We start from the raw sequence: 23,957 nt of genomic DNA, 5'->3' as shown, positions 1-23,957 counted from the left end.
CTTGCCAGCCGAATGCATTTCTGCGGGCCTGAAGCCAATGGCTGCCGCCAAGCGCATCTCCGATGAACCCGCCTTCGTGCTGCACAGCTACGACTGGAGCGAGTCCAGCCTGATTCTGGAAGCCTTCTGCCGTCGCCAGGGGCGCGTGGCCCTGGTGGCCAAGGGCGCGAAGAAGCCCAGTTCCAATTTCCGCCCCGTGTTGCTGCCGCTGCAGCCCCTGCTGGTGACCTATACGCTCACGGGCGACGGCAGCGCAGACATTCACACCCTCAAAGGCGCCGAATGGGTGGGCGGCCATGTGATGCCCACGGGCGACGCCCTGCTGTCGGGCATGTACCTCAACGAGCTGCTGCTGCGCCTGCTGGCGCGCGCCGATCCGCATGTGGCCCTGTTTGATGCCTATGCCGGCGTGGTGCGCGTGCTGGCCAGCGAACACGGCGATGCGCTGGAGCCCGTGCTGCGCAGCTTCGAGCTGCTGCTGCTGCGCGAAATCGGCCTGCTGCCGGGCCTGGATGCACAGACCATGACCCTGGAGCCCCTGGGAGCAAGCGTGCGCTACACCCTGGTGCCCGAAGGCGGCCTGCGCGCCGCATCCCCTGCCGACCGCGCCGGGCTGCTGGGCAGCCAGTGGCAGGCGCTGCAGAGCGCGCTGGACGATGCGGCCAGCTACACCGCCACCTTGCGGGCGTGTGCGCCGGTGGCGGCCGAACTCAAACCCCAGCTGCGCACCCTGCTGCAATACCATTGCGGCAGCCCCACGCTGCGCACCCGCCAGCTCATGATCGATCTGCAGGCCCTATGAACCAGCCCCCACGCACATCCCGCCCCACGGCCTTGTCCGTCAACGTCAACAAGGTCGCCCTGGTGCGCAACACGCGCCACCTGGGGATTCCCAGCGTCACCCGTGCGGCCGAGCTGTGCCTGCAGGCGGGCGCCCAGGGCATCACCGTGCACCCGCGGCCCGACGAGCGGCACATCCGCAGCCAGGACGTGTTCGAGCTGGCCACGCTGATGAAGGCCTGGCCCGACCGCGAATACAACATCGAGGGCAATCCGTCGCAGAACCTGATGGATTTCATCCGCCAGGCTCGCCCGCACCAGGCCACTTTTGTGCCCGACAGCGAAGACCAGTTCACCAGCGACCACGGCTGGAGCTTTCCGCAGGATGCCGAGCGCCTGGCGCCCCTGATCGCCGAGTGCAAAGCATTGGGCGTGCGCGTGAGCCTGTTCATGGACCCCGTGCCCGAGCAGATGGCCGCCGCCCGGGCGGTGGGCGCGGGCCGGGTGGAGCTGTACACCGAGCCCTATGCCGCAGCCTGGGGGACGCCGCAGCAGGATGTGGAGCTCAAGCGCTACGCCGCCGCCGCCCAGGCCGCGCTGGATGTGGGGCTGGGCGTGAATGCAGGCCACGACCTCAACCGCGACAACCTCGCCGCCTTTGTGCGCGAGGTGCCCGGCGTGCTGGAAGTCTCCATTGGCCACGCATTGATTGCCGACGCGCTGGAGTTGGGCTACGCCGCCACGGTGTCGGCCTACCTGGGCTGCATCCAGTCGGGTTGTGCCGCACAACCTGATGACTCCTGATTTGATAGCTGCTAGCGCTTGATGGATAAGCGCTAGAGCCAAATTTCATTCAAAAACCATGATCTACGGCATTGGCACCGACATCTGCGACGTGCGCCGCATCGCGGCCAGCCTGGAACGCCACGGCGAGCGCTTTGCCCAGAAGGTGCTGGCCGACGGCGAACTGGCCACCTGGCGCGAGAGGAGTGGCCGTTGGCCCGACCGCGGCCTGCGCTACCTGGCCACGCGGTTCTCGGCCAAAGAAGCGTTCAGCAAAGCCATTGGCCTTGGCATGCGCATGCCCATGACATGGCGCCACTGCGAGGTGGCCAAGCTTGCGAGCGGCCAGCCCGTGATCGTGCTCCACGGTGCGTTGAAGGAATGGTTCGACGCCAAAGGGCTGAGAGCGCACCTGAGCGTGACCGACGAAACCGACTATGCCGCCAGCTTCTGTGTGGTAGAGAAATATGATTAAAAATGGGCTCTAGCGCTTGATGGATAAGCGCTAACAGCTATTGTTTACGTAGCAACCTGATGTTTGACACCTTATGACCGAACACGCCCCCCTCATCCTCGACGTGGCAGGCACAGAGCTGACTGCCGCCGACCGCCGCCGCCTGGCCCACCCGCTGACCGGCGGCGTGATCCTGTTTGCCCGCAACTGGGACAGCCGCGCGCAGCTGTTGCAGCTCACCGCATCCATCAAGGCCGTGCGCGACGATCTGCTCATCTGCGTGGACCACGAAGGCGGCCGGGTGCAGCGCTTTCGCACCGATGGCTTCACCCATCTGCCCCCCATGCGCGCCTTTGGCGAGATGTGGCTTCAGGATGGCAAAGGCGCCAAGGCCGTGCCCGGCAGCGGCGCGCTGCGCGCCACCAACGCAGCCACTGCGGCGGGCTATGTGCTGGGCAGCGAGCTGCGCGCGTGCGGCGTGGATTTCAGCTTCACACCGGTCCTTGATCTGGACTGGGGTGAAAGCGGCGTGATTGGCGACCGCGCCTTCCACCGCGACCCGCGCGTGGTGGCGCTGCTCGCCAAGAGCCTCATGCACGGCCTGCTGCAGGCGGGCATGGCCAACTGCGGCAAACATTTCCCGGGCCACGGTTTTGTCAAAGCCGACTCGCATACCGAGGTGCCCGTGGACAAGCGCAGCCTCAAGGCCATTTTGGCCGACGATGCAGCGCCGTACCCCTGGCTCAGCAGCACGCTCACCAGCGTGATGCCAGCCCATGTGATCTACCCCAAGGTGGACAGCCGCCCGGCCGGTTTCTCGCAGCGCTGGCTGCAGGACATCCTGCGCCGCCAGATGCGGTTTGACGGCGCCATCTTCAGCGACGACCTCAGCATGGAAGGCGCGCGCCGGCTGGACGGCCAGGTGGTGAGCTACACCGACGCCGCCGTGGCAGCGCTGCAGGCGGGTTGCGACCTGGTGCTGCTGTGCAACCAGAGCGTGGGCGATGGCAAGGCCGTGGACGAACTCATCGATGGCCTTGCGAACGCCCGCCAGCAGGGCCGCTGGCAGCCGAGCGTGGACAGCGAATCCCGCCGGCTGGCGCTGCTGCCCGAAACGCTGCCCCAGGCCTGGGACGACCTGATGTACCAGCCCGCCTACCTGCAGGCGCTGGACCTGCTGCCCTGACGGTGGGGGCGCGCGTGGCCCGCTGCCGGGCCGGGCCATGCTGCACTCTGGATTTGGCTGCTATGGCGTATTGAAGGGCCCGGGCGTGACCGGCGGCAGCGCTGGCGGATCGGCTTCCGGCGCCTCGGCAGGGGGTGCTGGCGGCGCAGGGGGTGGTGGAACGCCCCTGAAGCGGCGCACCACGCGCTGGAACACCAGCGAATTCGGAATCTGCAGCCAGGCAGGCTGGCCGGCGGCTGCGTCGTGGTCTTCCAGCGTGGTGTAGAGCAGGTTGATATCCACCACGCGCCCCTTGGCCCCCGGCTTTTCGGCGGTGTCCAGCACTTCGATGTAGTCCCCGATGCGGAATGGCCGCACGGTGAAGATCAGGAGCGCGCAAAACAGGTTGGAGAGCACGCTCCACGCGGCAAAGAACGCCACGGCGCCCACGGTGGCAAAGCCGGTGAACGCCGTCCACAGCACGGTGGCCGAGACGCCCATGCGTTCCAGCACCAGCAGCAGCGCGCCCGCCACGATGAACCACCGGATGAGCCCGTTCATGGGCACCAGCAGTTCGTCCGGCACCTGGTAGTGCACGCTGGCACGGCGCACGATGCGGCGCAGCACGCGCTGCAGCATCCATGCCGCCAGCAGGATCAGCAGGATCTGCATGCCGGGCACGATCACTTCCAGCCAGTCCTGCACCCATTCGGGCAGACGGGTTTTCAGGACCTGCATGCGGGACGCCACGGTTCGGGCGCTGCGCTCTGTGGCTTCAAACGATAGTGGGGAAAAGAAAGTCAATTGCGCAGTTGCTCCACAGTGTCCATTTGCATTTCAAAACTGAAAAACCGGTTGCGGCCCTGCGCCTTGGCGGCATACAGCGCCTGGTCGGCCCGCATGATCATGCTTTCGGCGTTGGTGCTGTCGTCGGGCACACACGTGGTGATGCCGCCCGACAGGGTCAGGGTGCTCCCCAGGGGTGAATCGGCGTGCGCAATGGCGCGCACCTTGAGCAGCTGCCCCAGTGCGCGCGCGAAGGTCATCGCACCCGAGCGCGGTGTGTTGGGCAGGATCAGGGCAAATTCCTCGCCGCCGTAGCGCGAGGCGACATCCCGGGGGCGCACGCACACCTCGCGCAGCAGGCGCCCCACCTCTTTCAGGCAGGCGTCGCCCTGCACATGGCCGCTGGCGTCGTTGAAGAGCTTGAAATGGTCCAGATCGCACAGCATCAGCGTGAGGGGCGTGCCATCGCGGCGGGCCGCCAGAATTTCGTTGTGCAGGATGCGGTCGAACCCGCGGCGGTTCACCAGACCGGTGAGGGCGTCCACCTCGACCATCTCGTTGAGGCGCTGGTTGGCAAGGTGCAGCTCGGCCGACATGGCCACCAGCCGGCGGCGCATGTCCAGCAGGCGCCGCATGGCGCGCAGCTTGGCCATCAGCACGATGGGGGTGACGGGCTTGACCAGGTAGTCGTCTCCGCCCACTTCAATGCCGCGCCAGACGTCCAGCTCGTGGTCCAGGCCCGACAGGAAAATGATCGGCGTCCAGTCCCCGGCTTCGCTCTCGCGCATCTGCTGGGCCACCCAGTAGCCATCGTGGCCGGGCAGCCGGATGTCGAGCAACACCAGGTCGGGTCTGTGGGCCTTGAACAGGTGCAGTGCGGCCGCGCCCTCGGCGGCCTCCAGGATCTCCGACACGCCAGCGCGCCGCAGTTCGGCCACCAGTGCAGCGCGTACCGAGCCCTGGTCTTCCACCACCAGCACCGAAAAGGCATTGCCCTCGGGCAGGGGCGCGGCGGGCGGATACGGGGCGTTGGTGGAACTGAAGGGCACGGTGGAACTCCTGGGGCCTGACGGCGTGCTGGCCCGGGGTGTGCCCCGGGTCTGCCTGGTTTTCAGGACTCGCGGCGCAGCGCGGGGAACAGGATCACGTCGCGGATGCTGGGGCTGTCGGTCAGCAGCATCATGAGGCGGTCAATGCCGATGCCGCAACCCCCCGTGGGCGGCATGCCGTATTCCAGCGCGCGCACAAAGTCATGGTCGTAGAACATGGCTTCGTCGTCGCCGCTGTCCTTGGCCGCCACCTGGGCGTGAAAGCGTGCGGCCTGGTCTTCCGCATCATTCAGTTCGCTGAAACCGTTGCCGAACTCGCGGCCGGTGATATACAGCTCAAAGCGCTCCGTCACCTCGGGGCGCAGGTCGTTGGCGCGCGCCAGGGGCGAGATTTCGGTGGGGTGTTCCATGATGAAGGTGGGCTGCCACAGCTTGTCTTCCACCGTTTCTTCAAAGTACAGCACCTGCAGGCTGGCCAGTGTGCGGGCCGAGAGCTTGTCCTTCTCTTCCGTCATGCCCAGCTTCTTCAATGCGCTGATGAGCCAGGCGGCATCGTCCACATGGGCGCCTGCTTCGGTGTGCTGGAAGATGGCTTCGCGGATCGTCAGGCGCGCAAAGGGCTGGGTCAGGTCCACCGCACGGCCCTGGTAGGTCATCTGCAGCGAGCCCGTGGCTTTCAGGGCCACTTCACGGATCAGCGTCTCGGTGAAGTCCATCAGGTCCAGGTAGTTCCAGTACGCCGCGTAGAACTCCATCATGGTGAACTCGGGGTTGTGGCGCACCGAGATGCCTTCGTTGCGGTAGCTGCGGTTGATCTCGAACACCCGCTCGAAGCCGCCCACGATCAGGCGCTTGAGGTAGAGCTCGGGTGCGATGCGCAGGTACATCTCCTGCTCCAGCGCGTTGTGGTGCGTGACGAACGGCTTGGCATTGGCGCCGCCCGGGATCGGGTGCAGCATCGGCGTTTCGACTTCAAGGAAGCCATGGCTCACCATGAACTCGCGCAGCACGCTCACGGCCTTGCTGCGTGCCATGAAGCGCTTGCGGGCCTGCTCGTCGGTGATCAGGTCCACATAGCGCTGGCGGTACTTCTGCTCCTGGTCGGCCATGCCGTGGAACTTGTCGGGCAGGGGGCGCAGGCTCTTGGTGAGCAGGCGCAGGCTGGTCACCTTGACCGACAGCTCGCCCGTCTTGGTCTTCATCAGCGTGCCTTCGGCGCCCACGATGTCGCCCAGGTCCCAGTGCTTGAAGGCGGCGTACAGGTCTTCGCCCAAGGCGTCGCGCGTTACATAGAGCTGGATACGCCCGCCAACTTCGCCCAGCGAGCCGTCCTGGATCGTGGCAAAACTGGCCTTGCCCATTACGCGCTTGAGCATCATGCGGCCCGCCACCGAGACAGTCACGGGCGTGGCTTCAAGGGACTCGTTCGTGGCAGCGCTGTGCTCCAGGTGCAACTGGGCAGCCTTGTGGCCGGGCTTGAAGTTGTTGGGGAAAGCAACGCCACCGCCGTTGGCCTGGGCTTCGCGCAGAGCGCGGAGCTTTTCGCGGCGCTCGGCGATGAGCTGGTTGTCGTCCTGGGGCGCGGGGGCGTGGTTTTGGTCTGACATAGGTGCCGTCGGTGCGGGGCGTGAAATGGAGGGGCTGGGTTCAGCCAAACCGCTGATTTTATCGGCTACGGGGTGCCGTCAAGTTCCTACGCCCCCGGCGGGGCGGTCATTCCACAGTGCTGCGACCGTGCTGATGATGATCTTGAGGTCGCCCCAGAGCGTGTTGGAACGGGCGTACTCGGCGGCATAGCGCAGCTTGATGGGAAGGATCTGTTCCACGTAAGTGCGCTCCGGATCGTTGCTCTGGCCCAGCAAAGTGCTTTCGTCGCGAAATTCGATGGAGGCGCGGTCCGTGATGCCGGGCCGCACGCTGAGCACCAGGTCTCGCACAGAGTCCGGGTAAAGCGCCACATAGTGCGGCACCTCGGGCCGGGGGCCGACCAGGCTCATATGGCCCAGCAGCACGTTGAAAAGCTGCGGCAATTCATCGATCTTGGTGCGCCGCAGCCAGTGGCCCGCCCGGGTGATGCGGGCGTCGGCCCCCACGGTAATCGCCGGGCCCGCAGCTTCTGCACGCGGGTGCATGGTGCGGAACTTGACGATGCGAAACAACCTGCCTGCGCGGCCCACACGATGTTGGCGAAAGAATGCCGGGCCGGGCGAATCCCACACCACCCACAGTGCCACGGCCAGCAGCCCGGGCGCGAGCAGCAGCAGCCCAAGGGCGGCAAAGAACAGGTCGAACAGCCGCTTGGGCATGTCAGCCCAGCACCTCGTGCAGCGCGGCAATCACACGGTTCTGATCGCTGTCACCCATGGCGGTGAACAGGGGAATGCTGATCATGGCCTGGTAGGCCGCATCGGCCTGGGGGAACATCTCAGGCGTGAGCTGATAGCGGTCCCGCCAGTACGGGTGCCGGTGCAGCGGCACATAGTGCACGCTGGTGCCGATCCCCCGGTCCGACAGCGCCTGGATGACCTCGTCACGCCCCAGTGGTGCGTCCGCCCGCAGCCGGATGACATACAGGTGCCATGCGTGGGTGTCGCCTTGTGGTGCATCGGCTGGCAATATGAGCGGCAGAGGCGCCAGCTGTGTGTTGTAACGGGTTGCGAGGTCTTGCCGCCGTTGCACAAACTGCGGCAGCCGCGCCAGTTGCTCCACGCCCATGGCGGCGGCAACGTCCGTCATGTTGTATTTGAAACCGGGTGCGACCACCTCGTAGTACCAGGCCGGGGTTTTGGAGGTGAAGCGGTCAAACGCATCCCGGCTCATGCCATGCAGGCGCATGGTGCGCATGCGCTGCGCAAGCGCCGGGTCGTGCGTGACGGCCATGCCGCCTTCGCCGGTGGTGATGGTCTTGTTGGCGTAGAAGCTGAACACCGTGACATCGGACTGCAACTGCCCCACCAGGGTGCCGCGCCAGGTGGTGGGCAAGGCATGGGCTGCGTCTTCCACCACCTTCAAGCCATGTTCTTTGGCGATGGCCAGGATGGCGTCCATGTCGCAGGCCAGGCCCCCGTAGTGCACGGGCATGATGGCTTTGGTGCGGGGTGTGATGGCCGCGCGCACCTTGGCCGGGTCGATATTGAGGGTCACCGGGTCCACGTCCACCAGTACCGGGTCGGCGCCCAGGTAGCGCACCACCTCCACGGTGGCGGTGAAGGTCAGTGTGGGCGCGATCACTTCGTCGCCGGGGCCGATGCCCAGGGCCTCCAGCGCAAGGTGCAGGCCTGCCGTGGCGGAGTTGACCGCGATGCTCTGTAAACCATTGCCGCCCAGAAAGGCGGTGAATGCCTGCTCGAACTCCTTGGTCTTGGGCCCGGTCGTGACCCACCCCGAGCGCATGGCCGCGCTGACGGCATCGATTTCTGCCGGCCCGATGTCGGGGCGGGCGAACGGGAGAAAGGGCAGGTCGGTGGCGGAGTTCATGGGTATTTGTGCGTGCTGAATGGGCCAGAGCGAGGCGGCGCTCAGCGTGGCTTCACGGCCCAGGTCAGGCGGTGGGTGCGCAGAAACCACAGCAGTGCGGACGCTGGCGCAATCGCTGGCGCGGGCAGGCGCCGTGCCAGCGGAGGTGCCAGCGTAACGCGGCGGGAGTGTATCTGTGCCCCTGGAAACAGGATGCCCAGTTCGCGCAGTGGAATGCCCTGTACATCGCTGTTGGCGGGGTTGTTGACGACAAAGTCATAGACGAGAACACCGCCGCCGGGCGCAACCCATTGCCAGATCACGTCGGCCAGATGGCGGCGATAGCCCTCGTCGAGCAAGGAGCTGAATAGCGTGAACGCCAGCACGGCATCCTGGCTGGCGGGCTGCACCGGGGCCAGGGCGGCATCCTCTTCGACAATGGCCACGCCTGCTGGCAGCGAGGCGCGCGCTGCGGCGGCACGCTCGGGTAAAAGCTCCAGGCCCGTCAGGCAAGCGGGCGTGGCGCCCAGCCGCACCAGATCGTGCAGATTGCCCGCGCTTCCGCAGCCGACCTCCAGCATGGGCCGCTGGGCCAGGCTGCTCCAGCCGTGGGCTTGCCAGATGCGTGCCATGGCGCGCAGGCGCTCCTGCTGCGCCTGCAGCGCCGCAGCGTTGGCATACAGGCTGTAGCGCGCTTCGTCGGCCACTGTGTCGCGCCGGGCGTAGCGGGCCTTGACGGCCTGGGGTTCGTTGTCGGTCATCGGGTGATGCGTGCAAAGTCGGACGAAGGGGCGCGCGAGCGCGCAATGTCCCACAGTCCTCGCCAGGTGCCCAGGCCGTAGCCCACATGAAACGCTGCAATCGTCGCCGGGAGGCGGGGCAGCAGTCCCCCGTTGCGGGCCGACCGGGCTGCAGCCACGGATGCCGCCAGAAGATACCCGGCGTAGGCGATGCCCAGTGCAGCCAAGGGCCAGGCGGACCACGGCAAGGCAGCGGAGGCGCCCACTGCTGCGGCCACAAAAGCTGCGGGCACCAGTTGTCGCACGGAGCCCGGCTGCCCATGTTTGCGCATCACAAAAGGCCGCCAGTAGCCATATTGCCGTTGTTGCGCGAACAGGTGCCTCAGCGAATTGCGCGGGTGGTAGGTGGAATGGATGCGGCTGCTCTGCCAGATGCGTGCACCCCCCAGGCGCATGCGCAGGTTGTGCTCGTCGTCCTGGTTGCGCACCAGCGTTTCGTCAAACAGCCCGAATCGGTCAAACACGCCGCGGGGCCAGCATCCGAGGTAGACGGTATCCACCTCGCCTTCGTATTGCACATCGCGCGACCGTGCGCCACCCACCACCCAGCGGCATTGGAAGGCGGCGGCTATGGCGGCCCCGGTGGGGCCCGTTCCGTGGGCAACCCAGGGGCCGCCCACGTTGTCAGCGCTGGTGCGTTCAAGCGCCTCGATGCACTGCGCAAGGTAGTCGGGGGCAAACTGGCTGTGCACGTCCATGCGGGCAATGGTGCCGCCCCGTGCGCGGGCAATGCAGGCGTTGAGTCCGGTGGACACAATGCGGCCGGGGTTGTCCACCAGCACGAGCCGGGGGTCTGCGGCGCAGCGCTGCGCGAGGTGTTCGCGCGTACCGTCATCGCTGTCACCGTCTGCAATCAGCACTTCCATGCGCCAGCCTGCGGGCAGTTCTTGGCGCAGGGCGGAGTTGCAGAAAGCGTCGATGTGCTGGCGCTCGTTGCGGCACGGCACGATGACGCTGATCAGGTTGTCCAATTCAAGGCCTTGGGGCATGGGGTTCAAGGTGTACGGAGCAGTTGCTGGTACAGCGCGTGCATGCGGTTCATTTGCACCGCGCGGTCGCCGTCTTGCGCGATGCGGGCAGCATTTTGCAGCCCGGCTTGTTCCGCGATGGCGTCATTGGCAATCAGGGCTTCCAGCCGGGCGGCGAGCGCTGTGGCATCTCCGGCTGCAACCAGCCACTGAGCGTCGATCCAGTGCCGGTTGGCCTGCAGTTCGCTGGCCACCACGGCGAGGCCACACGCCATGCTCTCCAGCATGGCGACCGATGTGGCATCGCTGCTGGGCACCGACACAGATATCTTGCTTTCGCCCAGTACCCGGGTCATGCCCGCGTCATCGAGTCGGCCGTGGAACTGCACCTTGTTGTCCAGCTGCGCCGTGTGCACCTGGCTGCGCAGGGCATCTTCCAGACTGCCTCCGCCGAGCAGGTGCAAGCGCAGATCGGCGCCCGGCAATCGCGCCTGCAGCAGGGCGAACGCTTCGATGATGGTGTCGATGTTGTAGTTGGGTTCCCACGCGCGCAGGCTCACCAGCTGGCTGCCTTGCTTGTGACTCCAGGGAACGGGGTGGAAGCGTTGCAGTTCCACACCCCAATGGATTTCCTCGGCAGCGCCGGGCGGGCGGAAGTCTGCCACCGCGCTCATCAGGCTCGCTGAGTCGCCCGTGATGAGGTCAGCCTGGCGCAGTATCCAGCCGGTCAGCCAGTGCATCCAGGCGCTTTTGCCGGGGGTCACCAACAGGTCGCTGCCCCAGGCGGTCATCACCAGCGGATGTTTGCCGCAACGTGCGGCCAGATAGCCGTAGGAGGTGACGTAATGGGCATGCAGGAGGTCAGGCGCCAGTTCGGCCACGTGGCGCCTCGTTTCCCGTACACGGAGCAGCCAGTCCAGCGATCGGTGCACAGGCCGGATGGTCCGCACCGTGGCGCCATCGATGGACGCGGGGCGGGCCGTGATCAGCGAAACGCGGTAGCCACGCTGGAGCATCTCCCGCGCCCACCGCTGGACATGGGGGCTGGTGGCATCGCCCAGCAGGCACAGGTGTGTGGCCATGTCAGCTCGCCCGTGTCCAGGATTCGTATTGGGAGCGAAGTTCCGGATGCTGCGACAGCAGGCGCTCATCCTGCTCGCGCACGTCGCCAATCTGGCGCGCTGGGGCCCCTGCCATGATGGCGAAATCGGGCACTTCGCCGCGCACCTGCGCGTAGGCGCACACCACCACCCCCTTGCCGATGCGTGTACCCGCTTCGATCAGGCTGTGGGGGCCAACAAAGGTGTAGGCGCCGATCTCAACGGGCGCGCTGATGTAGCCAGGCTTGGGGCCCTCGTGGACTGCGTAGCTGCTGCCCAGGAGGCGAATGGCGCGGTGGGAGCTGTGGGTGACGATGCTGACGAAGTTGGTGATCTGTACCCCTTGCCCAATCTGCAGGCCTGCCGTGGCGTCGATGAAGTTGAATTGCCCAATGAACACGTGGTCGGAAAGCCGCAGCCCCTCGGCGCCTTCGATGCAGGTGCTGGGGGCAATGCGGGTGTGGGGCAGGCCGCGGCCCAGGTGGTCGCTTTCCCCGAACACCATGCGGTAGAACAGCGCCTGCCAGAGGCGGCGGCGCCAGCGGTTAAGCACGGCTCTCATGGGGGATGTCCTTCCAGTTTGCCAACGCCCAGAAATAGTAGGCAAAGTAGGCCAGCATGCTCGCTGACACCCCCCATCCGGCACCGGTCAGCCCGCCCAGATGGAGGCCCAGCAGCAGGCCCGCGAAAAACAGGCATTGTCCAACCAACGCCAGGCGCAGCGCCCAGGCCTGCGCGCCCCAGGCCATGGTGACCACCGCGAGGGGCGATGCCATGAAATGCACGGCGATGTACGGCGCAATGGCCCGGGCCAGTTCCCCGGTCTGCGCCCATTGGTCGCCAAAGGCCAGGGAAAAGATGTCCGGGCCCCAGGCAAGCAGCACTGCCGCCAGCGGGCAGGCCAGGGCGGCCAGCCCCATCATGGCCTGGCGCACCAGGGTGCGCGCTTCGTTGGGGCTCTGCGCCTTCAGAAGGCGGGGGTACAAGGTTTGCGACAAGGCCCCGCCGATGAGGGTCGCAGGGGCCTTGAGGTAGCGCAGCGCCAGCGCCCAGAACCCCGCTGCGGCATCTCCGGTCCAGGCCGCCACCAGCACCAGAGTCAGGGTGTCCTGCAGCGCCCCCATGAAAGCGTGGGGTGTGTTGAGCAACGGAAAGTCCCGGTGCTGTTGGGCCATGGACCGGAGGGTGGCCAACGGCTGGCGCCACAGACCCACCCAGCCACCCGCAGGGGCAGGCCTGGCCAGCATCCATGCCGCGCCCAGGCTGGCCAATGTGGCGCCCAGCACCAGACCCAGCGGGCCGGTCTTCATGAATCCGAACAGCAATTGCAGGATGGCGCCACCGCCTTGTTGCAGCAGCCTGGCCGCCGACAGCAGACCAAAGCGCTGGGACCGAGTTGCCCACAGGGTGAGCCATTGCACAGCGCCGCCTGCGAACACCGCCAATGGCAGCGCCCACACCATCGGCATGCCGCGCCACAGGAGAAGCACGGCTGCGGCTGCAGCAGATGCCGTGGTGACAGCGAGCAAGATGCGAGCGCACAGCGCCATGAGCTGGGCGGCGCGCGGCTCGGTGCTTTCGAGGGGGAGTGCGAATTCATAGCGCGCACAGCCCACCACCGCCAGGTTGGTGGCCAGCGCCCACAGCAGTGCAAACTGTCCGAAGTCCTCAGGGCTGTAGAGGCGTGTGAGTGCGGGGCCCAGCACCAGCGGGATGGCGTGGGCTGCAACGCTGCCCGTGAGCAGGGTCAGCGTTGCCCGTACAAGTCCCGACTTCATGGCAGTACGGGTTGCGTTTCGGGGTGGTAGCCAGGCACCAGCTGTTGCAGCAGAGCGGTCATGGCGATGGGGTCGCCCGCTTGGGCTGCCTTCTGCAATGCCTGGAGCAAGGTCTGCAGCTCCTCCCATGGGCGGTATTCTTCACGCGCCCGCAGGATGCGGGGGTGGTCGGTGGGGAAGGGGTTGTCTCCAATCAGCAGTTCCTCGAAAAGTTTTTCACCCGGGCGCAGCCCGGTGAAAACGATTTCGATATCTCCTTCGGGGTGCAGATCGTCGCGCACCGTCAATCCCGACAGGGCCACCATGCGCTCAGCCAGCTCCAGGATCTGCAGCGGCTCGCCCATGTCCAGCAGGAACACGTCGCCGCCCTCGGCCATCGCCCCTGCCTGCAGTACCAGCTGGGCGGCTTCGGCAATGGTCATGAAGTAGCGCGTGACGTTCGGGTGCGTCACGGTAAGGGGGCCACCGGCCGCGATCTGCTTGCGAAACAGCGGTATCACGCTGCCACTAGAGCCCAGTACATTGCCAAAGCGCACCATCGACAGGCGGGTGGGGCAAGTCCAGGCGGGTGAGCTGTCGGCAAGCTGCGGGAAAGGCGCTCGGGGCGACGCTGCAATTGCTTGCAGCACCATCTCTGCCACACGTTTGGTGGCGCCCATGATGTTGGTCGGGCGCACGGCCTTGTCGGTGGAAATCAGCACGAAATGGTTGGCACCGCACTCCAGCGCCACCTGCACCATGTTCAAGGTGCCAAACACGTTGTTCAAAATACCTTCGCCCGCGTTGGCCTCCACCATGGGCACGTGCTTGTAGGCGGCCGCGTGGTAGATGGAGGTGGGCCGGTATTGCTGGCAGATGTCTGCCATGCGCGCCTTGTGGGTGACGCTGGCGAGGAGGGGGACCAGGGCACACGCATGCTCGCCCTGGTGCACCAGCGCCTCCATCTCGTGGTGGATGGAGTACAGCGCGTATTCGCTGTGGTCCACCAGCAGCAACTGGCGCGGCCCCTCGCGCACGATCTGCCGGCACAACTCGCTGCCAATGCTGCCGCCCGCGCCGGTCACCAGAACCACGGTGCCCGCCAGATTGCGCCCCAGGAGCCCCGGGTCCGGCGCCACCGGCTCCCGGCCCAGCAGGTCTTCGATTTCAAGGTCCTGGAAGTCCGTGACGGTCACCCGGCCGCTGGCCAGGTCCGACAGGCCCGGCAGCGTGCGGATCCGCACGGGCAGCTCGCGCAGGCTTTCGATGATTTGCCGCCGTCGCTCGCGCGTGGTGCTGGGCAGCGCCAGCAGCACGTCGGTGATGCCAAGGCGGCGTACCACCTCGGGCAGCGTGTTGGAGGCGTGCACACGCACGCCGTTGATGCTGCGCCCGATCTTGCTGGCATCGTCGTCCACAAACCCCTTAAGCAGGTACTGGCGCATGCTGCCCAGCCCCGCCGCCGTCTGGGCGCCCGCACTGCCAGCGCCGTAGATCAGCAGGCGGTACGGCGCATGGCTGCTGCGCCCCGCCAGCGCCAGCCACCCCAGCGCCCGGCTGGCACCGACCAGCAGCATGAACAGCAGGGGCTGCAAAATGCCGACGCTGCGGGGCACGCCCTCCCATTGGGCCGCCAGCAGGCAGCCCAGCAGCAGGGCGCCGTAGATGGCCACGGCCTTGCCGGTGGTGATGAGCGCCGTGATCCCCGTGTAGCGGAAGATGGCGCGGTACAGCCCCAGCTTGGCAAAAATCGGGAAGGCCAGTGCCGGGGCCAGCGCATAGGCCAGCCACTGCATGCCTGAGGGCCAGTGGGGCGTCTCCAGCCTCAGCGTGAAGGCGAGCCACATGGCGATGATGCCCAGACAGATGTCCATGGCCACCACCACCATGCGCTTGGCTGCGCGTGACCAGCCCAGGATGCGGTTCAGCATGGGCTATGAGAAGAAGAGGGGGCAGTAGCGGTCCGACGGCTCATTGTGTGGGGGCAATTCCGGTCCGCTCCAGCACGTCGGCCACCAGTTCCAGCCGCACCAGCGGGTTGTCCAGCTCCATCAGTCGCTGCTTGAGTTCCAGGGGCACCGGCAAAAGCTCGCACCAGCGGTTGGCTACCCACCCGCAGTCGTTGAGCTGGACTGCGGTGGGCACCATCGCAGTCGTTGCGTCCGGGTCACGCTGCTTCAGGGTGTGCAGCACCTGGGCGAGCGCTGTCGATGCCATTTTCAGGTCCTCTGGCACCGGCACGGTCAGGTCCTGGTCAAGGTGCCCTACATCGGCAATCCACAGGCCATGGGGAAGGTGGCTGCGCTGGGTGATGCGAAAGCGCTGGCTGCCACGGCACAGCAATGTGATCAGGCCGGGCTGGGGTGTATCGATCTGCTCGATGACGGCCAGGGTACCCACATCGTTGAACTGTTCTTCGGGCGCGCCTGCATGGCGCACTTCGCGGCCTTGCGTAAGGGCCACCACACCAAATGGCGCGCCCGCCTGGTGGCATTTGCGCACCATGTCCAGGTAGCGCACCTCGAACACGCGCAGCGCCAGCAGGCCGCCGGGGAACAGCACGGAGCCGAGGGGAAAAAGGGGCAGGGATGACAGGGTGAGGGGTTGTGTCATGGGGAGGGCGACGCCTTGGCCCGCTATCATCCCATGGCACAGCCTGCTTTCGCAGGGGCCCCTTATTTTTGTCTCGTCCATGCTCTACCAGATCGCCTCTTTCCTGCTCGATGTTGTTGGTGGCCTGCTCGCCGGGGTATGCCTGCTCAGGCTGTACATGCAGTGGCAGCGGATTCCGTTTTCCAACCCCGTCGGCGGTCTGGTGTTTGCGCTGACGGACTGGCTCATCATGCCGCTGCGCCGTGTGATCCCGCCCGTGGGGCGCTGGGATGTATCGAGCCTCGTAGCAGCCGTGTTGCTGCAGCTGGCGCAGTATTTTTTGCTGACCTTGCTGCTGGGCGCTGCCTCGGCATGGGCCTGGCTGCCGTGGCTGGCATTGTTTGGTCTTGCGCGGGTGGCGGTGTCGGGGCTGATTGGCCTGTTGATCGTCTACGCCGTGATGTCGTGGGTGCAGGCGCGGTCACCCCTGGCCGATGTGATTGCCCGGCTGTGCGAACCCGTCCTGCGGCCATTTCGCCGCATCATCCCGCTGGTGGGCGGTATCGACCTGTCGCCGCTGGCCGTACTGGTGTTGTTGCAGGTGGTGATGATCGTGCTGGGCCATTTGCAGGCCAGCGTAATGAAGTAGCCCCCCTGAGTCGCCTTTGGCGCCTTCCCCCCAGGGGGACGACGGCCTTGCTGCGGGGCGGCCCTTGCTTGCCGTCCCTGGTTGGGGCCGCGCCGGTTTCGGCGGCTGCGCATGATGCGCGGCAATAGATATCTGATACCAAAATATCAGTGAAATTGACCCCTGGCGCTTATCCATAAAGCGCTAGCAGCTATCAAAATGATAGTGATTTCGCAGCTTTGGCGGGCGCATCACCTCTGCACGAGGCTTTGCGCACGCACCCACCCGGTGGTGTTACATCACTGCGTCAGCAGGCAAACGCTGCAGCATGGCCAGGCTGCTGGCCACGGTGTTGCGCAGTTCGCGGCGGTCGCAGATGAAGTCGACCGCACCCTTGGTCTGCAGGAACTCGGCACGCTGGAAGCCTTCGGGCAGGGTCACGCGCACCGTGGATTCGATCACGCGCGGGCCGGCAAAGCCGATCAGTGCCTTGGGCTCGGCGATCACGATGTCGCCTACAAATGCAAAACCTGCGCTCACGCCGCCCATGGTGGGGTCGGTCAGCACGCTGATGTAGGGCAAGCCCTTCTTGGCCAGGCGGGTCAGCGCTGCGTTGGTCTTGGCCATTTGCATCAGTGACAGCAAACCTTCCTGCATGCGTGCGCCGCCGGTGGCGGTAAAGCAGATGAAGGGCACCTTCTGCTCGATGGCGGTCTCCACGCCGCGCACAAAACGCTCGCCCACCACGGAGCCCATGGAGCCGCCCATGAAGTCAAACTCGAAGCACGCTGCCACCACGTTGATGCTCTTGACCGCGCCGCCCATGACGATGAGGGCATCGGTCTCGCCGGTGTTCTCCAGGGCTTCTTTCAGGCGCTCGGGGTATTTGCGGCTGTCCTTGAACTTGAGGGCATCCACCGGCAGCACTTCCTGGCCGATCTCGTAGCGGCCCTCGGCATCCAGAAAGGCGTCCAGCCGCGCGCGGGCGCCAATGCGGTGGTGGTGGCTGCAGGTGGGGCACACGTTCTGGTTGTGCTCCAGGTCGGCCTTGTACAGCACGGTTTCGCAGCTCGGGCACTTGATCCACAGCCCTTCCGGCACCTGGCGGCGCTCGGTGGGGTCGGTTTGCTGGATCTTGGAGGGTAGAAGTTTTTCGAGCCAGGACATGGTGTTCTCCTCTTCAGTGGCTCGGCCTGCCGGGGCGCTGGGGGCAAGCCGGATTGAATTTGTGGCGCGCCACGCCCCAGTGGGTGGGCTGGCGCGCCGGGCTGCATTATGCGACTAGGCGTCCAGGGCCTTGCGGATGCCGCGCAGGAAGTCGATGGTCAGGGGCACCACCTTGGCGTGCTCCTGGTCTTCAATCAGCTGGATGATGCGGCTGCCGATGACCACGGCATCGGCCACCTTGCCAATGGCCTGGGCGGTGGCCGCGTCGCGAATGCCAAAGCCCACACCCACGGGGATCGTCACGTGCTGGCGGATGCGGGGCAGCATCTGCTCCACGGCTGCCGTGTCCAGCGCGCCAGAGCCCGTTACGCCCTTGAGCGATACGTAGTACACGTAGCCGCTGGCCACGCGCGCCACCTCGGCCATGCGTTCATCCGTGCTGGTGGGGGCCAGCAGGAAGATCAGGTCCATGCCGTGCGCGCGCAGGCTGGCGGCAAAGGCTTCGCACTCTTCGGGCGGGTAGTCCACGATGAGGACGCCGTCCACGCCCGCTGCCGCGGAGTCGCGCACAAACGCACCTTCACCGTGCTTCTGGTCGTAGCGTTCCACGGGGTTGGCGTAGCCCATCAGCACCACGGGTGTGGTGTTGTTGCGCTTGCGGAACTCGCGCACATGGTCGAGCACCTGCACCATGCCAATGCCCAGGCTGAGGGCTTTTTCGCCCGCCTTTTGAATCACCGGGCCATCGGCCATGGGGTCGGAAAAGGGCACGCCCAGCTCAATCACGTCGGCACCGGCCTCCACCATGCCGTGCATAAGTGCAGGGGTGATGTCGGCGAATGGGAAGCCGGCGGTCACATAAGGAATCAGGGCCTTGCGACCCTGCGCTTGCAGGGCCGAGAAGGTGGATGCGATGCGGCTCATTTATTTCACCACCTTGATGGGTTGCTCGCCGCCCTTGACGGCCTGCCCCTGGCAGCTGGGGCGGCAGTAAAAATCGGCGCCGCTCAGGTCGGCCACGGTGCCAATGTCCTTGTCGCCACGGCCCGAGAGGTTGACCAGGATCGATTGGTCAGGGCGCATGGTTTTGGCCAGTTTCATGGCGTAGGCCACGGCATGGCTGGATTCGAGCGCGGGGATGATGCCTTCGGTGCGGCACAGATAGTGGAAGGCTTCCAGAGCCTCCTTGTCGGTGATGCCGACGTATTCGGCGCGGCCGATTTCCTGCAACCAGGCGTGCTCCGGGCCCACGCCGGGGTAGTCCAGGCCCGCGCTGATGCTGTGGGTTTCGGTGATCTGGCCGTTGTCATCCTGCAGGATGAAGGTGCGGTTGCCGTGCAGCACGCCCGCGCTGCCCTTTTGCAGCGAAGCGGAGTGCCGGCCGGACTCCAGCCCTTCACCCGCAGCCTCCACGCCGATGAGGCGCGTTTTCTCGAACGGAATGTAGGGGTGGAAGATGCCCATGGCATTACTGCCGCCGCCGACACAGGCGATCACGGCGTCGGGTTGCTGGCCCAGCACCTTCTGCTCTGCCAGCATGGAGGGCATCTGCTCGATGCACTCCTTGCCGATCACGCTCTGGAAGTCGCGCACCATCATGGGGTAGGGGTGCGGGCCTGCCACGGTGCCGATGATGTAGAAGGTGTTGTCCACATTTGCCACCCAGTCGCGCATGGCGTCGTTCAGGGCGTCTTTCAGGGTCTTGCTGCCGGATTCCACAGGCACCACGGTGGCGCCCAGCAGCTTCATGCGGTACACGTTGGGGCTCTGGCGCTTGACGTCCTCTGCACCCATGTACACCACACATTCAAGCCCATACCGGGCGCAGATGGTGGCTGTGGCCACGCCGTGCTGCCCAGCGCCTGTTTCGGCAATCACGCGGGGCTTGCCCATGCGCTTGGCGAGCATGGCCTGGCCGATCACGTTGTTGATCTTGTGGGCGCCGGTGTGGTTCAGATCCTCGCGCTTGAGGTAGATCTGCGCGCCACCCATCTCAAAGCTGGTGCGGGCTGCGTGGTAGATGGGCGAAGGGCGGCCCACAAAGTGCTTGAGCTCATAGTGAAACTCGGCCAAAAACTCCGGGTCGTTCTGGTAGCGCGCGTAGGCCTCGCGCAGTTCCTGGATGGCGTGGGTCAGGGTTTCGCTGACGAAGCTGCCGCCGTAGGGGCCGAAGTGGCCCGAGGGATCAGGTTGCTGATAGGAATTCATGGGGGTTCTTTGCAAGTTGTGCATCGGCCGCGCGCACGGCGGCTACGAAGCGTTGGATCTTGTCGGCGTCCTTGATGCCCTTGACGGGTTTGTCATCGGGGCCGTCGGCTTCGACGCCGGAACTGACATCAACCGCCAGCGAGAGACCCCGCGGGCGGACTTGCAAAATGCCATCGGTCACGTTTGCAGGCGTGAGTCCACCAGACAAAACGAGGTGAGAGCTGACGCTTGGTGGAAGGAGTGACCAATTGAATGCCTTGCCGCCGCCGCCAAAACCTTCGACATGGGCGTCGAGCAGGATGGCTTGGGCGTGAGAGTAATCGTGGGCGTATTTTACGAGGTCAAACTGCGCCGCTCCGTCGCCCAGGGGAATTCGGGCCGCACGCAGGTAGGGGCGGGCGCCCTGGCCGGTGGCTGCCAGGCAGTCCTGCGGCGACTCATCACCGTGGAATTGGATGGTAGCGCCCGCAATCAAAGCGCTGGCAGCTATCACATTCGTAGCGATTTCGTTCACGAACAGCAACACCGGCGTGACAAAGGGTGGCAGGCGCCGGGCAAGCTGGGCTGCGCGCTCCGGTGTGACCGCGCGCGGACTGCTGGCGTAGAGAACGAACCCCACGGCGTCGGCGCCCGCAGCTACAGCGGCGTCCACGTCCTGTTCGCGTGTCAGTCCACAGATCTTGATGCGGGTGCGCGCGGCAGCGGGCCGTAGCGAGGATGTTTCCGTGGCTTTCATGGCAGCCAATCATACGCAGCCGTGCGCTGGGGCAGGCCCCAGTGGGCTTCGTAGACCGGGCCTTGAAAATACAGCCCATCCGGCGAAAACGTGGGCGCTGCAGCATCGCGCGATTTGGCGGCGAGGACCTGCGCAATCCATTCCGGCGGCTGGTTGCCCTGGCCCACGGCAATCAGGCAGCCCATGATGTTGCGGATCATGTGGTGCAAAAAAGCGTTGGCTTCGAACTCAAAGCGCCAGTAGCAGGGGCTCCAGCCCAGCTCCGGGTGGGGCTCACCCATGCCCCGGCGCGTGATGTCGATGCGCTGCAGGGTCTTGACGGGGGTCTTGGCCTGGCACGCCGAAGCGCGAAACGAGGTGAAATCATGCTCGCCCAGCAGGTAGTGCGCAGCTTGCCGCATCGCCTGATGGTCCAGGGGATGGAAGACCCAGCCCACCCGACCGGCGTCCACACTCGGCCGCACGGGGGACTGCAGCAGCACATAGGAGTAGCGGCGCGCCACCGCGCTGGCGCGGGCATGGAAGCCATCCGGCACAGGCTGGGCCCATTGCACGGCGATATCGGCAGGTAGAAAGGTATTGGTGCCACGCACCCAGGAGGAGGCGGGGCGGTTCAGGTGCGTGTCAAAGTGCACGACCTGCATCAATCCATGGACCCCCGCGTCGGTGCGGCCTGCACACAAGGTACTGACAGGGTGCGTAGCAAAGCGGCCCAGGGCCGCTTCGAGTTTGTCTTGGATGGTGTTGCCAGAAAGCTGGCTTTGCCAGCCACTATAGGCCTGTCCGTTGTAGCTGACTCCCAGCGCCACCCGTGTCATGGGGCGGCCTGGGCGAGGGGCAAATGCAAGGCTGGCGGACGCGGGCGCATCAACCCAGTTCAGCCAGCATGCGCTGGGCCCGGGTCTTGAGGGCACCGCTGGACTCTGCCACCACTTCTTCGATCAGTGTGCGGGCGCCATCGGTGTCGCCAATGGCGTTGAACTCTTCGGCCAACGCCAGTTTGGTGGCCAGGGGGTCGTCCTGGGCCGCTGCAGAGCCGTCATCGACGAACTCCGCCACGGGCGCCGGCGCGACGGGCGCGGGGGCTGCCATCGGTTTCGACGGGGCATTCAGGTCCAGCGACAGCTCTCCCAGGTCAAACTCCATGGGCCCGGAGTCCTTGGCATCGGCTGAGAGGGGCATGGGCCCTGAGGGCGCCATGCTCAGATCGTCCGCGCTAGGAAAATCAAGGTCTGCCACTGGCGGTGGAGCCATCATGGGACTTGGGGCCGTGTCCTGGGCATTCCAGGCGGGAGCCGCAGCAGAAGGCAACTCGGGCAGTTCCAGCTCCGGGCGCAAGGTCTGGGGTTCGTCGCGGGCCGCGTCGGCGGCGGGGCGCATTGCGGTCGTGGACGCTGCTGCCGCAGCAGCGGCTGCGAACCCGCCGGGAGGTGGCGTGGTGCCAGGCGCATCACTCAGCGCATCGTCGGGCAGGTCGAGATCCAGGTCCAGGTCGAGATCGGGCGGCAGTGCCGCTGTGGCCGCAGCGCCAGCTGCACCGCTGTAGGTGCTGGGGAAACCCCCTGGGGGCAGCGAAGGAGACTCATCCTCAGCCGAGCCTGGACGGCCGCCTGGCTGGTACATCGGGTTCTCGGGGTCCAGATCGCGACCCAGTTCAGCAATGCGGTTCCAGTCCGGGCCTTCGCCCTGGGTGAGCTTGAACACGTCCCCTGCCACCGCTTCCAGTGCCTTGCGGTCCTGGCGTTTGGCATAGATTTCGCCGAGCTTGACATGAACCGACACACGGGCGGGATTGTGGCGGATCGCCTCCTTGAGGATTTCCTCTGCCTGCAGGTCGCGGCCATAGGCCAGGTACACGTCGGCTTCGGCCACGGGGTCCACGTCGCCACCGGCATCGAGCTGGCTCGGTGAGTAGGCCATGGACGACCCGGTGGTCATTTCACTGTTGGCGGTGTCCACACGCTGGCCGCCACTGGCGCCAAAGAATGAGTCGGGCTGGATACGGCTTTCGAGGAAAGAGCTGTCCACGCCGGCGTTCTGGCGGCGACGCTGCACCACACGGTATGCGCCATAACCCAGCAACAGGGCCAGAAGCCCGCCACCGGCAAGCGGCAGAATCGGGTCTTCCATGAGCCCTGCCATGAAGCCCGGTTCTTCCACGGGCGCTGGCACGGGTACGGGAACTGGCGTGGGAACCGGGGCAGGTGCCGAGGCAGCAGGCTCCGGTGATGAAGCTGCCTCGGAGGCGGTTTCTGCGGGAATGGCGCTTTCCCCTGGCGCGCTGGCGGGCGACTCGGAGGAAGAGGCTGCAGCGAGGGGTTCAGCAGGCGCCGCAGGGGTCGCCGGCACGGCCGGGACCTGGACAGCCACGCCCGCGGGGGAGCTGGCAGCGCCCCCCGCGGGTGCTGGCGCGGCGGCACCCGCAGCGGCGGATGCGGCGCCGATCTTGTTCAGGTCGGTAATGTTCTTGGACAGCTCCGCCATCCGCGTTGCCGCCTCGCTGGCCTGCTTTTCCTTGGCAAGCTCATCCTCGGCAGCCTTTTGACCGGTGACCGAGCCTTTGGACAGGGTCAGCTTGTCGGGGGCGGCGGTGGCGGGTCTCTTGTCTTCTACGCGGGTCTGCACGGTGCCAGTTGCAGAGCGTTCTGCCGCAGCCACCGCTGTGGTGGGGGCTGCGCCGGCCAGCTTGCGGCGGAATTCGTTGAAATCCCTGGCTTGCGCTGCAAGGATCTGGCGCGCTTCCGGTGCGGGGGTGGCCTGTGCAGCAGCCTCATCGGGCATCTGGAGCACGGCACCCGCCTTGAGGCGATTCACATTGCCCTGAATGAAAGCATCGGGGTTGGCGCGCATCATCGCGACCAGCATCTGGTCGAGCGACACGCCCGCCGGGCGGTAGGCATTGGCAATGCGGCCGGCGGTGTCTCCGGACTGCACGCGGACACCGTCCGCGGGGGCCGGACGCGCGGCCGCAGGGCTCTGGCGCGGCGCAGAGGGGGTGGCGGCCGGAGCCTCACTGCTGCGCGCGACCGATGGGGCACGCACCGTGGGTGCTGGCGCCGCAGGGGAGGCAGAAATCTGGGGTGAAGCGGTGACCGCTGGGGCGCTGCGGCGCAATGCCGGTGGGTCCAGCAGCATGGTGTAGCTGCGCACGATGCGCCCGGTGCCCCAGTTGGCATCCAGCACCAGGTCCAGGAAGGGTTCATTCACCGGGCGGTCACTGCTCAGTCGCAGCACGGCGGTTCCATCGGGACGACGCTGCAGACGGATCTGCAGGTTGCTCATGGTAGGCGTGTATTCCATCCCCTGGGCGCGAAAGACTTCCGGGGTGGCGGTGGTGGCGCGCAGCGTGTCTGCTTCGGCCGGGGTGATCTGGGGGAGTTCGATTTCTGCGCGCAGAGGTTCGCCCAGGGCAGACTGCACGGTGATGCGGCCCAACGCCAGGGCCGAGGCGTCGCCAGCGTAAAAGCCGGCCGACGCAACGGCCGCAGCCGCCAGGACAGAGAATTTCCAACGATGCATGTTTGCCAA

23 protein-coding genes are annotated in these 23,957 nt (G+C 66.0%); 5 read left to right on the top strand and 18 right to left on the bottom strand.

The genetic code is table 11. The features are described 5' to 3' along the window. The first annotated feature begins 37 nt into the window (after nt 1-37). The 4 genes from recO to nagZ all read left to right on the top strand — a co-directional run bounded on the left by recO (nt 38) and on the right by nagZ (nt 3,203). Nucleotides 38-802: a DNA repair protein RecO gene (recO, locus tag KYG_RS05960; protein ID WP_008903948.1), complete on the top strand. Its 765-nt coding sequence runs from the start codon at nt 38-40 to the stop codon at nt 800-802. Beyond that, a complete protein-coding gene (locus KYG_RS05955; RefSeq protein ID WP_008903947.1) occupies nt 799-1,584 on the top strand; it encodes a pyridoxine 5'-phosphate synthase in 786 nt (261 codons plus the stop codon). Before recO ends, KYG_RS05955 begins: the two co-directional genes overlap by 4 nt. Before the next feature lie 58 nt (nt 1,585-1,642). Continuing rightward, on the top strand, nt 1,643-2,038 hold the full coding sequence (gene acpS / locus KYG_RS05950) for a holo-ACP synthase (RefSeq protein ID WP_008903946.1): 396 nt from the start codon (nt 1,643-1,645) through the stop codon (nt 2,036-2,038). A 73-nt stretch (nt 2,039-2,111) separates the two neighbouring features. Continuing rightward, a complete protein-coding gene (gene nagZ / locus KYG_RS05945; RefSeq protein ID WP_008903945.1) occupies nt 2,112-3,203 on the top strand; it encodes a beta-N-acetylhexosaminidase in 1,092 nt (363 codons plus the stop codon). 60 nt (nt 3,204-3,263) lie between these two features. On the opposite strand, the gene KYG_RS05940 is transcribed toward nagZ, so the two are convergent. From KYG_RS05940 to KYG_RS05885, 12 genes are all read right to left on the bottom strand, one after another. Further along, nucleotides 3,264-3,920, bottom strand: a complete 657-nt coding sequence (locus KYG_RS05940) for a mechanosensitive ion channel family protein (protein ID WP_008903944.1) — start codon at nt 3,918-3,920, stop codon at nt 3,264-3,266. A gap of 62 nt (nt 3,921-3,982) precedes the next feature. Further along, nucleotides 3,983-5,017: a diguanylate cyclase domain-containing protein gene (locus KYG_RS05935; protein ID WP_008903943.1), complete on the bottom strand. Its 1,035-nt coding sequence runs from the start codon at nt 5,015-5,017 to the stop codon at nt 3,983-3,985. A 62-nt stretch (nt 5,018-5,079) separates the two neighbouring features. Further along, entirely contained in the window at nt 5,080-6,624 is a 1,545-nt protein-coding gene (lysS, locus tag KYG_RS05930) for a lysine--tRNA ligase (protein WP_008903942.1), read from the bottom strand. A 78-nt stretch (nt 6,625-6,702) separates the two neighbouring features. Next, complete coding sequence (locus tag KYG_RS05925; RefSeq protein WP_008903941.1) at nt 6,703-7,323, bottom strand: sugar transferase; 621 nt, start codon at nt 7,321-7,323, stop codon at nt 6,703-6,705. A 1-nt stretch (nt 7,324) separates the two neighbouring features. After that, nucleotides 7,325-8,494: a DegT/DnrJ/EryC1/StrS aminotransferase family protein gene (locus KYG_RS05920; RefSeq protein ID WP_008903940.1), complete on the bottom strand. Its 1,170-nt coding sequence runs from the start codon at nt 8,492-8,494 to the stop codon at nt 7,325-7,327. A gap of 41 nt (nt 8,495-8,535) precedes the next feature. Continuing rightward, entirely contained in the window at nt 8,536-9,234 is a 699-nt protein-coding gene (locus KYG_RS05915; RefSeq protein WP_008903939.1) for a class I SAM-dependent methyltransferase, read from the bottom strand. Further along, a complete protein-coding gene (locus KYG_RS05910; protein ID WP_034693351.1) occupies nt 9,231-10,262 on the bottom strand; it encodes a glycosyltransferase family 2 protein in 1,032 nt (343 codons plus the stop codon). The genes KYG_RS05915 and KYG_RS05910 overlap by 4 nt, the downstream gene beginning before the upstream one ends. Before the next feature lie 5 nt (nt 10,263-10,267). Beyond that, nucleotides 10,268-11,323: a glycosyltransferase gene (locus KYG_RS05905; RefSeq protein ID WP_008903937.1), complete on the bottom strand. Its 1,056-nt coding sequence runs from the start codon at nt 11,321-11,323 to the stop codon at nt 10,268-10,270. A 1-nt stretch (nt 11,324) separates the two neighbouring features. Then, entirely contained in the window at nt 11,325-11,903 is a 579-nt protein-coding gene (locus tag KYG_RS05900) for an acyltransferase (RefSeq protein WP_008903936.1), read from the bottom strand. Further along, a complete protein-coding gene (locus KYG_RS05895; protein WP_008903935.1) occupies nt 11,887-13,119 on the bottom strand; it encodes a lipopolysaccharide biosynthesis protein in 1,233 nt (410 codons plus the stop codon). Before KYG_RS05895 ends, KYG_RS05900 begins: the two co-directional genes overlap by 17 nt. Further along, nucleotides 13,116-15,029, bottom strand: a complete 1,914-nt coding sequence (locus tag KYG_RS05890) for a nucleoside-diphosphate sugar epimerase/dehydratase (RefSeq protein WP_008903934.1) — start codon at nt 15,027-15,029, stop codon at nt 13,116-13,118. Before KYG_RS05890 ends, KYG_RS05895 begins: the two co-directional genes overlap by 4 nt. Before the next feature lie 40 nt (nt 15,030-15,069). Then, nucleotides 15,070-15,711: an LON peptidase substrate-binding domain-containing protein gene (locus tag KYG_RS05885; protein WP_008903933.1), complete on the bottom strand. Its 642-nt coding sequence runs from the start codon at nt 15,709-15,711 to the stop codon at nt 15,070-15,072. Nucleotides 15,712-15,790: 79 nt separating this feature from the next. On the opposite strand from KYG_RS05885, the gene KYG_RS05880 reads away from it, so the two are divergent. Beyond that, nucleotides 15,791-16,339, top strand: a complete 549-nt coding sequence (locus tag KYG_RS05880) for a YggT family protein (protein ID WP_008903932.1) — start codon at nt 15,791-15,793, stop codon at nt 16,337-16,339. Nucleotides 16,340-16,612: 273 nt separating this feature from the next. On the opposite strand, the gene accD is transcribed toward KYG_RS05880, so the two are convergent. The 6 genes from accD to KYG_RS05850 form a co-directional block, all read right to left on the bottom strand. Further along, nucleotides 16,613-17,485: an acetyl-CoA carboxylase, carboxyltransferase subunit beta gene (gene accD / locus KYG_RS05875; RefSeq protein WP_008903931.1), complete on the bottom strand. Its 873-nt coding sequence runs from the start codon at nt 17,483-17,485 to the stop codon at nt 16,613-16,615. A gap of 114 nt (nt 17,486-17,599) precedes the next feature. Further along, complete coding sequence (trpA, locus tag KYG_RS05870; RefSeq protein WP_008903930.1) at nt 17,600-18,409, bottom strand: tryptophan synthase subunit alpha; 810 nt, start codon at nt 18,407-18,409, stop codon at nt 17,600-17,602. Next, on the bottom strand, nt 18,410-19,693 hold the full coding sequence (gene trpB / locus KYG_RS05865; RefSeq protein ID WP_008903929.1) for a tryptophan synthase subunit beta: 1,284 nt from the start codon (nt 19,691-19,693) through the stop codon (nt 18,410-18,412). Next, nucleotides 19,671-20,429 carry a phosphoribosylanthranilate isomerase gene (locus KYG_RS05860; protein ID WP_008903928.1) on the bottom strand — a complete coding sequence of 253 codons (759 nt, stop codon included), beginning with the start codon at nt 20,427-20,429 and terminating at the stop codon, nt 19,671-19,673. The genes trpB and KYG_RS05860 overlap by 23 nt, the downstream gene beginning before the upstream one ends. Further along, nucleotides 20,426-21,247 (bottom strand): tRNA pseudouridine(38-40) synthase TruA, encoded by an 822-nt coding sequence (truA, locus tag KYG_RS05855; protein WP_008903927.1) that lies wholly within the window; start codon nt 21,245-21,247, stop codon nt 20,426-20,428. Before truA ends, KYG_RS05860 begins: the two co-directional genes overlap by 4 nt. Before the next feature lie 49 nt (nt 21,248-21,296). After that, nucleotides 21,297-23,948 (bottom strand): FimV/HubP family polar landmark protein, encoded by a 2,652-nt coding sequence (locus KYG_RS05850; RefSeq protein ID WP_008903926.1) that lies wholly within the window; start codon nt 23,946-23,948, stop codon nt 21,297-21,299. Nucleotides 23,949-23,957 lie beyond the last annotated feature (9 nt).

Origin of the sequence: Acidovorax sp. NO-1, assembly GCF_000238595.1 — a bacterium.
Classification (GTDB): Bacteria; Pseudomonadota; Gammaproteobacteria; order Burkholderiales; family Burkholderiaceae_C; genus Acidovorax.
This window is presented reverse-complemented; position numbering and strand designations above follow the sequence as displayed.

Bases quoted from the DNA above. Each gene is read 5' to 3' on its own strand.
- KYG_RS05890 (WP_008903934.1), bottom strand. From the start codon at position 15,029: ATGCTGAACCGCATCCTGGGCTGGTCACGCGCAGCCAAGCGCATGGTG.
- trpA (WP_008903930.1), bottom strand. From the start codon at position 18,409: ATGAGCCGCATCGCATCCACCTTCTCGGCCCTGCAAGCGCAGGGTCGC.
- KYG_RS05880 (WP_008903932.1), top strand. From the start codon at position 15,791: ATGCTCTACCAGATCGCCTCTTTCCTGCTCGATGTTGTTGGTGGCCTG.
- trpB (WP_008903929.1), bottom strand. From the start codon at position 19,693: ATGAATTCCTATCAGCAACCTGATCCCTCGGGCCACTTCGGCCCCTAC.
- KYG_RS05940 (WP_008903944.1), bottom strand. From the start codon at position 3,920: ATGCAGGTCCTGAAAACCCGTCTGCCCGAATGGGTGCAGGACTGGCTG.
- truA (WP_008903927.1), bottom strand. From the start codon at position 21,247: ATGACACGGGTGGCGCTGGGAGTCAGCTACAACGGACAGGCCTATAGT.
- recO (WP_008903948.1), top strand. From the start codon at position 38: ATGGCTGCCGCCAAGCGCATCTCCGATGAACCCGCCTTCGTGCTGCAC.
- KYG_RS05850 (WP_008903926.1), bottom strand. From the start codon at position 23,948: ATGCATCGTTGGAAATTCTCTGTCCTGGCGGCTGCGGCCGTTGCGTCG.
- KYG_RS05885 (WP_008903933.1), bottom strand. From the start codon at position 15,711: ATGACACAACCCCTCACCCTGTCATCCCTGCCCCTTTTTCCCCTCGGC.
- KYG_RS05920 (WP_008903940.1), bottom strand. From the start codon at position 8,494: ATGAACTCCGCCACCGACCTGCCCTTTCTCCCGTTCGCCCGCCCCGAC.
- KYG_RS05925 (WP_008903941.1), bottom strand. From the start codon at position 7,323: ATGCCCAAGCGGCTGTTCGACCTGTTCTTTGCCGCCCTTGGGCTGCTG.
- acpS (WP_008903946.1), top strand. From the start codon at position 1,643: ATGATCTACGGCATTGGCACCGACATCTGCGACGTGCGCCGCATCGCG.
- KYG_RS05910 (WP_034693351.1), bottom strand. From the start codon at position 10,262: ATGCCCCAAGGCCTTGAATTGGACAACCTGATCAGCGTCATCGTGCCG.
- accD (WP_008903931.1), bottom strand. From the start codon at position 17,485: ATGTCCTGGCTCGAAAAACTTCTACCCTCCAAGATCCAGCAAACCGAC.
- KYG_RS05915 (WP_008903939.1), bottom strand. From the start codon at position 9,234: ATGACCGACAACGAACCCCAGGCCGTCAAGGCCCGCTACGCCCGGCGC.
- KYG_RS05905 (WP_008903937.1), bottom strand. From the start codon at position 11,323: ATGGCCACACACCTGTGCCTGCTGGGCGATGCCACCAGCCCCCATGTC.
- nagZ (WP_008903945.1), top strand. From the start codon at position 2,112: ATGACCGAACACGCCCCCCTCATCCTCGACGTGGCAGGCACAGAGCTG.
- KYG_RS05860 (WP_008903928.1), bottom strand. From the start codon at position 20,429: ATGAAAGCCACGGAAACATCCTCGCTACGGCCCGCTGCCGCGCGCACC.
- KYG_RS05895 (WP_008903935.1), bottom strand. From the start codon at position 13,119: ATGAAGTCGGGACTTGTACGGGCAACGCTGACCCTGCTCACGGGCAGC.
- KYG_RS05955 (WP_008903947.1), top strand. From the start codon at position 799: ATGAACCAGCCCCCACGCACATCCCGCCCCACGGCCTTGTCCGTCAAC.
- lysS (WP_008903942.1), bottom strand. From the start codon at position 6,624: ATGTCAGACCAAAACCACGCCCCCGCGCCCCAGGACGACAACCAGCTC.
- KYG_RS05900 (WP_008903936.1), bottom strand. From the start codon at position 11,903: ATGAGAGCCGTGCTTAACCGCTGGCGCCGCCGCCTCTGGCAGGCGCTG.